Consider the following 13536-nt stretch of genomic DNA (forward strand, 5'->3'; position numbering starts at 1 on the left):
ATTGATTGTATTCGTAAGATCGTTAATGTTATCGTGTCCGATTTCCTATGCTTAGATTCTCAATCTTGTTCGATGAAGTTGACAGTGCAGCAGCGGAGGAGTAGGATGGGTATATCAAGAATTGAACAACTGTTCAAAACGTTTGTTCAAAACAGTGATTCAATGAATGTGGCAAGTCAACTTAGCACTTATACATCAATAACATCATGAGAGGAGAACAGGTATGGTACAAAATACAAATGACGTGAAGGTGAAAATTCTCGATGCAGCGAAGAAGCTGTTTGCACGCAATGGATTCGAAGGCACTTCAGTGCGTCAAATTTGCGAGGAAGCAGGAGTGGCGATTGCGCTAGTTTCCTATCATTTTGGCGGCAAGGAGAAGGTGTTCTATGCACTTTTTGAATCGTTGATTCCCCACTATGTTACGACAACCTATACGTTGAAAGACCCAGTTTCGGATTTTACGCATTTCATCCATCAATTTGTCGTGCTGCGCCAGTCCGAGCCTGAACTTATCAATTTACTGCAGCAGGAGATCATTATGCAGAGTCCGCGCATGGAGAAATTGCAGGCTTATGTGTACACGTTATGGAAGCAGCTTCGCGACATAATAGAAGCAGGAAGAGAGCAGGGATGCTTCCACTTCACATCCTTGAAGCAGACACTGCATTTCATTATAGGAGCGCTAATCTTCACGCGGAATGTACCTGCACTTGATGATTTGTTCGAGACAACGGGGAAGGAAGAACACACAGAGAGTATGGAAGAGATTTCGGCTAGCACCGTTCATTTTCTATTGAATGGATTACAGTAAATTCTTATCGTTACCATCACGAATACTTGCAATTGCTTGAATGTTCCAATAGGGAGGACTACAATATGAATACATCCATTATTCTATTATTTTTATTTGCCTTTACGATTCACAATTTAGAAGAGGCAGTGTGGCTGACCAGACAATCTTCCGCAGCAGGGAAGGTTAAGCTGCATAAAGCAGTTTCTCAGGATCAGTTTTTGTTCGGTTTATTTTGGGTTACCGGATTAGCCTATTTGATTACGGCTCTCTATATCATCTATCCAGACATTTCGTTGTTCAAATACGCGTATTTTGGCTATGTGGGCGGAATGATCTTCAACATCATCTTCCCGCATTTGATCTCAACGATTATCGAACGCTGCTACTCGCCAGGTTTAGTTACTGGTCTATTGGTCATCATTCCGATTGATAGCCTCATTATGAAAGCGGGGCTTACTGCAAATGTAATTACAGCTAGTGAGCTTATTATCAGCACAATCATTGCCGGTGTTGTCATTATGACCAGTATTCCATTAAGCTTCAAGGCAGGCAAAAAGCTTATTACATACTAACCTTTTAAGCATATCAATACTTACGAAATTGAATACCGGATCGTATAAGCAGTATGCGCCAATCGGGTAGAAAAACTATTCGGTTGGCGCTATCTGTTTTTTATTTTGGATAGGTGTCACAAATCGTAGATTATGGTTGTTATATAGCTTGGAAAGCATCAAGGGAGGTGAACCTGTGGAACTATCCAGCCCGGGGGAACGACAACAAAAGCAGCAATTTATCGAAGCCATTGTTGTTAAAGTGCAAGAAGGAGATGCTGAGGCCTTTGCAATCCTCATTCATCATTTCGAAAAGCAGATATACAGCTATTGCTACTATCTATTAGGAAGTCGAGAAGAAGCAGAAGATGCTTTGCAGGAAATTTTCATACAGGCTTACCGCAATATAAAGCAATACATACGGAACACAAACTTTGCAGCATGGTTGTATAAAATCACTTATAACCACAGCATGAACGTACTGAAGAAAAGGAATCGCTGGTATCGGCTGCTCTTGCGCTGCAGAGAACTTGAACCTAGTTCTTCTCCAGCACATCAAGAAGCAATTGTTGAGAATCTGCTCGAACTGTTGACCGTGGAGGAGAGGCATATTTTGCTGCTCCGAGCGGTTGAGCAATACAGCTTTAATGAAATAGCGGATATTATGGACACCAACCCGGCCACGATTCGAAAGAAATATGAGCGGCTGCGCACGAAGCTTCGGAATAACGATAAGGAGGTCTTTGCGAATGGCGAAATGGTCCAATCGAACTAAGCTGACCGATCAAGAAATCAATCAGCTTGAACAAATCATTCACGATACCGAAATGCCGGTCTATACATACAGTCATCGGATCATGAATCGGATTCGGGAAGAGAAGGCAGCGAAGAAGAAATCGATCTGGAAGCCAGCATTGATCGCTACCTCCTTAGCAGCCGTTATTAGCGGCGGTTTAGTTGGAAGCGGGTTCGTCTCATCAACGATGGCGCATGCATTAAGCAAGCTGCCCTTCATCGGCGTCGTGTTCCAGCAAACCGGCGATTTTGGCCTTTCTTACGCGGTTGATAACAATTTGGTTACGAAAATCAATCAATCCATCACTCATGACGGGGTTACGCTTCGAATTAAAAACATAGTTTATGATGGCATCCGCTTGGCTTTTACGTGGGAGCGTGAAGGCGAAAATCTGTCTTCCTATCTGTTCAGTCCCTCTTTAACAGACGATAGGGGAGTAATTCGTCGAATTCGTTTCTTAGACTCTTCACTTGAGGAGATAACATACGACTTAAGTTTAAGTATGTACCAAATTCCTGGAGACCCAGATTCGGGTATTTCAGTTAGTTGGAGTGAACCCTCAGTAACGAGAAACGGAAATCTCAGCAGCGAGCCGAAACCGCTACCCGATGAGTTCAATATCCGCATGAATGTATCATTATCGGGAGTTCGGGAGGTGTTCATGTTCAATATTCCGGTGAAGAAAAATACGAAAAATATTAAATTTACAGAGAATATGACGAAATCTTATGACGGTCTTAGCCTGTCGCTTGAGAAATTGGAGTTAACCCCAATCACGACGCGAGTGATGCTGAGAGGAATAGGAGAAATGCAGCATGTACCCGATAAATTTATAGGTCCGAAAAAAGACTTTGGACTGCGCGATAACCTGCTGTTCAGTGCAGACGTGTTCGATGATCAGGGGAACAAGGCAAAAGGACTGGTAGATGCGGGCCTTGGAGGATTAGCTAATAAGTACGAAGAGTCGAATGATTATGGATTGGATTTGCTGTTCGAGCCGTTCCCGCAAAGGCCGAAGTCGATTACGATCAAGCCTTTTTTGTATGATTATGAATCGTTAGAAGCCAGAAAGGTAGAAAAGCATTATATGAAAGAGCTAGAGTTCACCATAGAGCTGGAGAAGGAATAACGTCGTAGGATCGAGGAAGGAGAGGCAGCAAGTATGGGGAAATGGAGAGTCGCGATCATGCTGCTTATGATCATCGCATTGATAAGCGGATGTGCCGGGAAGATGCAAGAGCAGGATAAGCCCATTCAGGAAAGTAAAATCAAGGTGCTGTATCAGGATGAATACGCGTACTACGTCGATATCGATAAAATAAAAATGATGAACTATCCACTGGATCAAATCGAATTTATTGTCCAGACGAATGAGTTTGCCAAGTTCAAGGATGGAAAATCACTCGATGAGTTTTACGAGGGGCAGAAAAAGTTTCTAGACAGGCACAAGCCGGATGTCATTGTTGTTGATGAGAACCTGTTCTCGGATACCGCGCGCGAAGGGAAGCTCTATGACATGGAGGCTGATCTGCAAGATGAAAGCTTTCATCTAAACGAGTTTATGCCCGGACTGATCGAGCGATTAAAAAGCAGAGGGGACGGGGAGCTGTATGGAATAGCCCCCTATTTCTACAGACAAGTCTTATTTTACAATAAGGACTTGTTCGAGAAGCATCACGTTGCGCCTCCGCGAAGCAATATGACATGGGATGAGGTGCTGGAGCTGGCTGGACAAATCTCCGATCCCGGTTCGGGAAAGCGGGATTTTCACGGCATTTATCATACATATTCCGCCGCCCCGGCGATGATGTACCAGATCGGTTCTTCTTCCGGACTGAGCTTGTTCGACGAGAAGGGGGAGAAGCTGCTGATCGATACAGACGGATGGAAGCATGTCATAAAGAAAATGACAGAAGCAGTGAGAAGCCGTGCGCTGCTCGTTCATCCGAAAGAGCGCAACATGACCCATGATGGGATTTTTTTAGATGGGGATTCTGCCATGTTGATCGGTGATCCATCCTTTATTCATAAAGATGTGATGCAGCCGGACGATAAGAGAAAATTACACAAAAAATGGGGCGCCCTGTCGCCGCCTGGCAATCCGAAGTTGGCAGAGGCGAATATGAAGCTGCCCTATGTGTATGCAGTAGCAGCAGATTCCGATAACAAGCAGGCCGCGATGGAATTCGTGAAATTCATCAATGGCAAGAAAACAATGGCGACACATTCCCAACGCTTTATGTATGACTATGCGCCGACGCGCATGGGCAATCTGAATGATTTTGATTCAACAGTAACAGAGCCGTTCTATCAATTGAAGCCGCAGAGGAAAGACGGCATATGGGACAACCGGAATGTACCTCGTGATTTCTTTCTCGTTTTCGAACCAATCTTGTCGGAAGAACTGCAAGCGGTCATTGACGGGAAGAAAACAGTAGACCAAGCCGCTGCCGAATTAAAGGAGAAGGGGCAAGCTGTATTACGCCGATTACGGGAGGACAAAGCGCGTTCGAGTGATCCAACTGCTAAGTAAACACATGTGCACCCATCTCGGTAAGTAGGCCTGTTGCGATAAATAGGTGAGAAGGAGAGTAGGAGGATATCTATGAAAAGGGTATGGAGAACGGGAATTTTCATGCTGACGATCTTATCCTTGCTGAGTAGTTGCGGCGAACAAAAAGAAGAACTCGAGCCACTTCAAGCAGGAACAATCAAGGTCGTCTATCTCGATGAGGAATCATTCTTTGAGGATTACGGGAAATACTTCAAATTACAATTTCCGCAAATTGACGTGGAAGTGATTAGCAAGTCGAAGCTCATTACCGAATTCAATCATGTCAATGATTATGAGGAAGCGACTAGGAAGTTCCTGAATACATACAATCCTGATGTATTGCTGTTAGATGAGGAGATGTTCAAAGCCTTCGTTGAGGAGGGCAAGCTGTATAACTTGGAGACAGCCATTCATCAAGATAACTTTGATGTGGATGGGTTCATGCCTGGACTTATCGACAAGCTCAAGGCATTAGGCAAAGGGGATCTGTACGGCCTTGTGCCGCGCGTCACCGTACATGCCCTGTACTACAATGAGGATCTGTTCAAGGAATATCAGGTTGAACCGCCGAAAAATAAAATGTCTTGGCAGGAGCTAATGGATTTGGCAGGCAGATTTACGGGTCAAGGCAGTGGCGGGCACGTGTACGGCTTGGAGGAAACCTATTCCGATCCCGGACGCGAGGTACTGAATATCGGCTTCGACTCTGGCTTACAGCTATTCGACGAGAAGGCAGAACAAGTGCTTATCAATACGGACGGCTGGAAAAGCGTTATGAAGCTCGTCACGGATGGAGTCCGCAGCGGGTCGATTATTTTACATTCTAATGGCAGCAAAAAACATTTTATGAACAAAGAAGCGGCAATGACGTTCGATTCGCCAGGTCTCATGCTGTCGCTCAAGCATACCGGAATCCATATGAATTGGGGCATCGTAACCATGCCCGTGCTTCGCAATGATGAGTCCGTGAATATAAATTCGCGTGAAATCTTCGCCATATCAGCCGATTCTCCCAATAAGCGGGCGGCTTGGGAGTTGGTCAAGCTCGTGAACGGAGCTGAAATGGCAAAAGCCCTTTCCAAAACATACAACGGGACATTGCCATCGCGGACAGGATATTTGAAAGAATATGACGGCAAAAGTCTTGAGGCCTTCTATATGCTAAAAGTGAGGGAAACAGCGAAAAAATGGGGGAACGCTCATGTTCCGGAGCCCTTTTTCCGCATGTACGTAGAGCCGCTGCGAGCAGAAATGCAGGCCGTGATAGAGAATCAAAAAACGATTGATGAAGCAGCCGCCGTGTTGGAGAAAGTTGGACAAAAGGTGCTGATGCAAGCACGCAACGAAACCAGAAAATAAGTAATCATTGATAGGAAGCTATAAGGCAGCATACAACATATGTGTCGTCCCAAAAAAGACAATAAAAGGTGAAAGTGAGAGAAATATGTATAAAAAATGGAAATTTGGACTCCTATTGCTGACAATCACGTCACTATTGGGCGGTTGCTTTGGTGGAAATTCAGAGATGGCGCCGTTGAAAGACGGCAAAGGGAAGCTCAGGATCGTGTATAAGGATGAGGAATCATTCAATCGAGATTATGGGAACTTATTTCTGATGAAATATCCGGATATTGAAGTTGAAGTCATCGCCCAGGATGAATTGTTTGAACAAGCTAAGAATTCCCCCTTTGACTTGAACGAGGAAAAGAAGAGAGTAATAGAAAAGTATAAGCCCGATGTATTGCTGCTGAACGAGAGCATGTTCGAAGCCTTTGCCCAAGACGGGAGGCTATATGATCTCGATATGGTCATTAACCAGGATAAATATGATATTGCCGGCTTCATGCCGGGACTTATCGACAGACTGAAAGAGAAGGGGAACGGGAAGCTGTACGGATTGGCACCCTATTTCGAGACTCCTGTGTTGTATTACAATCGTGGGCTGTTCAAAGAATACAATATCGAACCGCCGAGAGATAAAATGAGCTGGAAAGAATTGTTGGACATAGCGGGCAGATTCGCGAACGCAGGGGTATATGGACTGTATCAGACGGAGAAACCCGAAAAGCTGTTGTATGATATTGCGGCTGCCTCTGGGATCCGTCTGGTTGACAATAAAGGACAGAAACTGCTGATTCAATCCGAGGGCTGGAAGGAAGCTGTAACGATGACTGCGGATGCAATCCGCAATAAGTCCGTGTACATACCAGAGCAAGACGCAAACAATGAGCGCATGGATCGTTTTTACGAGCCTTTTCACCAAGAAAAAGCCGCGATGACATTTCAAGAGTCCTGGTTCACTGTTCGTTTGAAAGAAGTTCCGATGTATGAAAAAACGCCGAAGATTGATTGGGGCATCGTCACAACTCCGGTCGATCCGGCCAGCCCGAATGAATCAGCCTATGTACACTTATCGGAAATTTATGCGATATCCGCAGATTCAGAAAATAAGCGAGCGGCATGGGAATTTATTCAATTCGTAAATGGAACGGACATGGCTCAGATTGCCGCACTGGGGAATAACGGGAAGATGCCGACGCGCACGGGCTATTTTAAGGAGCTGGATGGCAGAAGCACGGAACCGTTCTATCTCCTAAAGCCGAAAGAAGGCAGAGGGCTGCTGGAAGACAAGAACATTCCTCACGGATTTTACGACTTATTTGACCCGCTGTTGTCAGAGGCATTGCAAGCGATCATAGATAAACAGAAGACGATAGAAGAAGCGCTCATGGAGCTGGATATGAAGGGGCAGCAAGCATTAATAAAAGCGCGTGAAGCGGCAGCGAAGAAATCGTAAGGTAATCTTATAATCTGGTTCTGTGCATGCGGAGCCAAATGCATAAATTTCACAGGGGAGAGAAGAGAATTGCGAGTGCAAAAAATCTGGAAAATGGGGATAATGCTCCTTCTCATCATGTCCTTGGTAAGCGGCTGTTTCGGGAACGACTCGGAAGCGGAGTCCGTCAAGAAGGTTAAAGGGACAATTAAAGTCGTCTACCAGGATGAAGAGGCATTTTATCGAGATTATGGGCAATTGTTCAAATTGAAGCACCCCGAAATTGACGTCGAAGTTGTCAGTAAATCGGAGCTGTATTCCAAGTTCAACCAGCCCGATTTCGATTTTGGGAAGGAGTCGCAAAAACTGCTGGATAAGTATCAGCCGGACGTATTGCTGCTGGATGAGGAAAAGTATAAAGAATTTGCCCAAGGCGGGAAGCTGTATGCGATCGACGGGGTCATTAAGCAGGATCGCTATGATATGGAAGGTTTTATGCCAGGACTTATCGACAGGCTCAAAGTGTTGGGCAAGGGGACGCTGTACGGGCTGACGCCCAGCATTGATACCTCTGTATTATACTACAATCGAGATATATTCAAGGAGCATAATATCGAGCCTCCTCGAAATCAAATGAGCTGGAAGGAGTTTTTTGAACTGGCTGCAAGAGTAACAAATGCAGGCAGTAAAGATAAACATTTATATGCGATAGACCAGGATATTGGTGGAGCAGACAGCCTGATGTATAGAATTGCTACTTCAACCGCCTTAAGGCTGTTCGATGCTAAGGGAGAGAAGCTGTTAATCGACTCGGATGACTGGAAAGAGGCCATTCGGCAGGCGACGGATGCGGCGCGGAGTAAGGCGCTGTATACTCCGACCCAAAAAGGCCCTCAACCTATTGAACCGGAAAAAGGGCTTTTCTTCACAGGACAGGCTGCGATGAAGCTTGGCAATCCATGGGATTTGAGGGTTCTAAGAGACAAGAAAGGTGTGAAAATCAATTGGGATGTCGTGACAACTCCGGTCGATCCTTTAACGCCCAACGAAACGGGAGATGTGTACTTTCGCGACATTTATGCGATCGCTGCAAATTCCCAGAATAAAGATGCCGCATGGGAATTCATTAAATTTGTAAACGGTGAGGATATGGCGAAGGTGACATCTCGGACGAATGTCGGCATGATTCCTTCTATTCCTTCCCGGCCGGAATATTTCAAAGAGCTGGACGGCAGAAGCACAGAAGCTTTTTATGCGTTGAAGCTGAAAGAGTTTTCTTCGATGGATGTACTGTGGGGCAACAAGAACGTCCCTGAAGAATATATCAGTTCTTTCCAGGCATTGCTGAATGAAGCGCTGCAAGCCATTTTGGACAATGAAAAGTCTGTAGATGAGGCGGTAAATGAGCTGCAAATGAAGGGGCAAGAAGCGCTTCGGGTTGCGCATGAACTGCAACAGAAGACGCGATTGAACGGAAAAAATAACAAATAAAATAGTCCGACATAGGTGGAAAAATCCGTTGAAGCCCAAACTTTAACGGATTTTTTTATTGCTCACCTCTTACGATTGATACCCGAATGACTTGCAACTGACTTACGTCAAGTATATGGTTCGTCGATCAGTTGACGGTCTCTGTTTCATTTAATTTTACAATGTGTCACATTTCACATCGCGAGGATTGTTATATATTAGGAGAGCTTCTAAGAGAGTAAATGTGAGAAGTGTTTCAACCCCGGGGAAAAAGAACAGAGATGGAGAAGAAGCATGCGCAAAAATTGGAGAATAGCAGTTCTACTTTTATTGGTCATGTCTCTCATCGACGGCTGTATTGGGAAGAAGGAAGTGCTGGAACCGATTAAGCCAAGCAAGATCAAGCTGGTCTATCAAGATGAGGACGCATTTTACCGCGATTACGGAAAGTACTTCCATATGAAATATCCGCAGATTGAGGTTGAAGTCATTCCGCAGGTTCAGGTGCTCAAAAATCTCGGAAAGATGATTCGCGCGGATGAATACGAGGCGGAAGTAAAGAAGCTGCTCGAAGAAGCGGACGCAGATGTATATATGCTGGACAGCAGGATGTTCAAGGAATTCGCCGCCGACGGCAAACTCTATGACATTGAAGAAGCCATCCGGCAGGACGGCTATAATATCGAGGAGTTTATGCCGGGGCTTATCGATTCGATTAAGAACCTGGGCAACGGCAAGCTGTATGGGCTGGCTCCCCAAGTAAGCGTTGGAGCGCTGTACTATAACACTAAATTGTTCAAGGACAATCAAATCGAACCGCCGACGAACAAGATGACCTGGGAAGAGGTGCTGCAACTAGCAGCGAGATTTTCTAATGTGAAAAATGGAAGCCGTCCTGTACATGGCTTGTACTTTTCGTATGGCCATGCAGGCATGTTGATGATGGATATCGCTGATACTTCCGGCTTAAAGCTGTTCGATCCGAAGGGGGAGAAGGTGCTCATCAATTCGGATGGCTGGAAAAAAGCAATGAAAATGGCTGCGGATGCCGTACGCAACAATGCAGTTCATTTCCGTCCAGAAGATCAGATGTATTCGTCAAAAAACGACTTCTTTGATGATGGTGTGGCTGCGATGACCGTATCCGGCCCTCCCGCCACATTTGTTGTTAGATTTAACGAGGGAGAGCCGGTAGATTGGGAGGTCGTCACTGTCCCAATTGAGCCGGGGGTGGAATCGACGAACGTTTCCTTTAATTCCCTTTTTGCGGTTTCTGCGAATTCTGCCAACAAGCGCGCCGCCTGGGAATTCGTCAAGTTTACGAGCGGATCGGAAATGGCTCATGCCCGTTCACGCACGATGACCGGAAGTTTACCTTCACGTACCGGTTATTTGAAGGAATTCAAGGGCAAGAGCATGGAACCGTTCTATATGCTGAAGGCCCAGCACAATAGCGTTTGGATGAATGAGTATGTCCCATTTCCCTTCTTCGGGATGTTCAATAAGACGCTGGAGGGAGAGCTTCAGGCCGTTATCGATAATAAGAAGTCAGTAGATGAAGCGGCTGCCGCCTTGGAGATAAAGGGGCAGGAGCTATTGCTCAAATTGCAAGAAGAATCAAAACAGAAGACAAAAGGAAACTCTTAAGTAAGGAAAAGGGTGAGAAAATATACATCACAAATGGAAAATAGCGATTCTGCTGCTAACGATCGTCTCCTTAATGAGTGGATGCTTCGGGAAGAAGGAAGTGCTGGAACCGCTGCAGCCAAGCAAACTCAAGGTAGTCTATCAGGATGAGGATGCATTTTACCGCGATTACGGAAAGTATTTTCATATGAAATATCCGCAAATTGAGGTCGAGGTCATTCCCGAGATGCAACTGCTTAAAAAGCTTGGGAAAATCATTAATGCGGATGACTATTTTGTAGAAAAAAAGAAGCTGCTGGAGAGCTCTGGCGCAGATGTATTTCTACTGGACGATTATGTATTCAAGATCTTTGCCCAGGATGGAAAGCTGTACGATTTGGAGGACGCGATTCGCCAGGATGAGTATGATGTCGATGGCTTTATGCCAGGATTGCTGGACAAGATCAAAAGTTTGGGCAACGGGAAGCTGTACGGACTGGCTCCATCCTTCAACAGGCAGGTTCTATATTATAACAAGGCCTTATTTAAGGAGCATCATATCGAACCACCGAGGAACAACATGACCTGGCAGGAACTATTTGATTTGGCCGCGAGATTTTCTAATGTCGGTGCGGGCGACAATAAAGTGCACGGCTTGTATGAAATTGTGGGAGACCCGGGCAGGCTGATGTATCAAATCGCTGATACTTCCGGCTTGAGGCTGTTTGATCCGAAGGGAGAGAAGGTGCTTCTGAATTCGGATGGCTGGAAAGATGCAATGAAGCTGGCAGTGGGTGCGGTACGCAATAAATCGGTCTATTTCCATCCTGAGAGCCAAATGTATACACAAAAAAGCTACTTTTTCAAAGGGAAAGCCGCAATGATGGTTGCGGATGCTTTCGTAATGATGGAATTGAAGCAGCGACCTACTTATGTGGAGGGAGAAAAGCCGATAGATTGGGGCGCGGTCACGGTGCCGATTGATCCTGCGGAGCCATCGCAATCCATTTCTCTTTTCGAAATCGCTGCAATTGCAGCCGACTCGCCGAATAAACGTGCAGCCTGGGAATTCGTCAAGTTCGTGAATGGAGAGGAAATGGCCCAATCTCGTTCAAGAACAATAAACGGCTCACTCCCTTCGCGTACCGGCTATGCAAAGGAGATCGACGGCAAGAGCACGGAAGCCTTCTATCTGCTGAAGGTCAAGCAGGGGAACACGGTATGGATGAATGAGCATGTTCCAGATGTCTTCTTCCGATTGTTCGATAAGCCGTTGCAGGAAGAGATGCAAGCCGTTATTGATAATAAGAAGTCAGTGGACGAGGCGTTAGCCGAGCTGGAGATCAAGGGGCAAGAGGTACTCCTAAAAGCGCGTAAAGCAGAGGAGAAGAAGCCTTGAAGAAGAAATAAAGAAGCTTCGTAAGGCGGAAGTAAAGAAGCTGCTCGAAGAAGCGGACGCAGATGTATATATGCTGGACAGCCGGATGTTAAATTTTACAATAGAAGAAATCAGGGTTCATTGTGAACTGCGCTTAAACAAAGAAGGAGAGCTAGAAAGATATGCATAATAGATGGAAAATAGCAATACTGATGCTGACGGTCATTTCTCTGATAAGCGGCTGCTTCGGCAAGAAGGAAGTGCTGGAGCCTTTGCAGCCAAGTAAAATCAAAGTGCTCTACCAGGATGAGGATGCATTCTACCGCGATTACGGAAAGTACTTCAATATGAAGTACCCGCAGATTGAAGTCGAAGTCATCCCACAGGTTCAAGTGCTCAAAAATCTCGGGAAGATGATTAGCGCGGAAGCTTGGGAAGCGGAGGTTAAGAAACTGCTCGAGAATTCGGAGGCGGATGTATACATGCTGAACGACACTACGTTCAAGCAATTCGCAACTGACGGCAGGCTCTATGGTCTAGATGAAGTGATAAGCCAGGACGGTTATGATATCGAGGGCTACATGCCGGGGCTCATCGATACGATCAAAAGTTTAGGTGACGGCAAGCTATATGGGCTGGCTCCATATGTGAGAATGAAGGCACTGTATTATAACACGAAATTGTTCGCGGAGAATCAGATCGATCCGCCTACGAACAAGATGACTTGGCAAGAGGTATTCAATTTGGCTGCCAGATTCTCTACCGTCAAGAATGGAGGCCGTCCGGTGCATGGCTTTTACCATACCTATGGCAATATTGGTGAACTGATGTATGACATCGCCGATACCGCCGGCTTAAAGCTGATCGATCCGACAGGAGAGAAGGTATTCTTCAATTCGGATGGCTGGAAACAAGCAATGAGGTTGGCGACGGATGCCGTACGCAACAATGCGGTTTATTTCCGTCCTGAGAGTCAACTGTACTCCTCACAAAATGACTTTTACGATGGCGTGGCTGCAATGACAATATCTGGGCCTCCGACTTCATGGGGCTATAAATATCAGGAGACTGTTGATTGGGAGATTGTCACTGTCCCAATTGAACCTGGGGAGGAATCAACAGGCGTGTATTTTGACGAGCTCTTCGCGGTTTCAGCCAACTCACAGAATAAGCGGGCGGCCTGGGAATTCGTCAAGTTTGCGAGCGGACCGGAGATGGCGCATGCCCGTTCGCGTACAATGGATGGCAAATTGCCAACACGAACTGGTTACTTGAAGGAATTTAAGGGGAAGAGCATGGAAGCGTTCTATATGCTGAAGGCCAAGGAAGGCAATAACATGTGGGGGAATGTTTCCAGATTTGAATTCTATCGAGTGTTTAATAAAACGCTGATGGAAGAACTTCAGGCCGTCATTGATAATAAGAAATCTGTGGACGAAGCGGCTGCCGAATTGGAATTTAAAGCGCAGGACGCACTGGTGCAGCTGCGTGAAAAGTCGAAAAAGAAGCCAACAGGCAGTTCATAACTCAAGATGGTTAAGGGGCACGTCATGCATGACGCTCGTAAATGTAAAGCCCGGTGAGCCGTT

The 13536-nt window shown here is 45.8% G+C and carries 11 protein-coding genes; all 11 read left to right on the forward strand.

Annotated features, from left to right (window positions below; translation table 11 throughout):
• Positions 1-223: 223 nt before the first annotated feature.
• Positions 224-814: a TetR/AcrR family transcriptional regulator gene (locus ACQ5BJ_RS01270; protein ID WP_268600303.1), complete on the forward strand. Its 591-nt coding sequence runs from the start codon at positions 224-226 to the stop codon at positions 812-814.
• A gap of 65 nt (positions 815-879) precedes the next feature.
• Entirely contained in the window at positions 880-1368 is a 489-nt protein-coding gene (locus tag ACQ5BJ_RS01275; RefSeq protein ID WP_289355371.1) for an HXXEE domain-containing protein, read from the forward strand.
• A gap of 175 nt (positions 1369-1543) precedes the next feature.
• The gene (locus tag ACQ5BJ_RS01280; protein ID WP_005549357.1) at positions 1544-2122 is read left to right on the forward strand and encodes an RNA polymerase sigma factor; all 579 of its coding nucleotides are present in this window, start codon (positions 1544-1546) and stop codon (positions 2120-2122) included.
• A complete protein-coding gene (locus tag ACQ5BJ_RS01285; protein WP_289355372.1) occupies positions 2097-3272 on the forward strand; it encodes a DUF4179 domain-containing protein in 1176 nt (391 codons plus the stop codon). The genes ACQ5BJ_RS01280 and ACQ5BJ_RS01285 overlap by 26 nt, the downstream gene beginning before the upstream one ends.
• Before the next feature lie 33 nt (positions 3273-3305).
• Positions 3306-4676, forward strand: a complete 1371-nt coding sequence (locus ACQ5BJ_RS01290) for an ABC transporter substrate-binding protein (RefSeq protein WP_289355373.1) — start codon at positions 3306-3308, stop codon at positions 4674-4676.
• A 72-nt stretch (positions 4677-4748) separates the two neighbouring features.
• Positions 4749-6056: an extracellular solute-binding protein gene (locus ACQ5BJ_RS01295; RefSeq protein ID WP_430107965.1), complete on the forward strand. Its 1308-nt coding sequence runs from the start codon at positions 4749-4751 to the stop codon at positions 6054-6056.
• Positions 6057-6222: 166 nt separating this feature from the next.
• Positions 6223-7494 (forward strand): ABC transporter substrate-binding protein, encoded by a 1272-nt coding sequence (locus ACQ5BJ_RS01300; protein ID WP_430107967.1) that lies wholly within the window; start codon positions 6223-6225, stop codon positions 7492-7494.
• Between the two features lie 75 nt (positions 7495-7569).
• Positions 7570-8964, forward strand: a complete 1395-nt coding sequence (locus tag ACQ5BJ_RS01305; protein ID WP_430109392.1) for an ABC transporter substrate-binding protein — start codon at positions 7570-7572, stop codon at positions 8962-8964.
• Positions 8965-9237: 273 nt separating this feature from the next.
• Positions 9238-10590 (forward strand): ABC transporter substrate-binding protein, encoded by a 1353-nt coding sequence (locus ACQ5BJ_RS01310; protein ID WP_430107969.1) that lies wholly within the window; start codon positions 9238-9240, stop codon positions 10588-10590.
• Positions 10591-10690: 100 nt separating this feature from the next.
• Positions 10691-11968 carry an ABC transporter substrate-binding protein gene (locus tag ACQ5BJ_RS01315; protein WP_430107971.1) on the forward strand — a complete coding sequence of 426 codons (1278 nt, stop codon included), beginning with the start codon at positions 10691-10693 and terminating at the stop codon, positions 11966-11968.
• A gap of 161 nt (positions 11969-12129) precedes the next feature.
• Positions 12130-13473 (forward strand): ABC transporter substrate-binding protein, encoded by a 1344-nt coding sequence (locus tag ACQ5BJ_RS01320; protein ID WP_430056081.1) that lies wholly within the window; start codon positions 12130-12132, stop codon positions 13471-13473.
• The last annotated feature ends 63 nt before the right edge of the window (positions 13474-13536 follow it).

The organism is Paenibacillus sp. B1-35 (assembly GCF_050474385.1).
Classification (GTDB): domain Bacteria; phylum Bacillota; class Bacilli; order Paenibacillales; family Paenibacillaceae; genus Paenibacillus_B; species Paenibacillus_B alvei.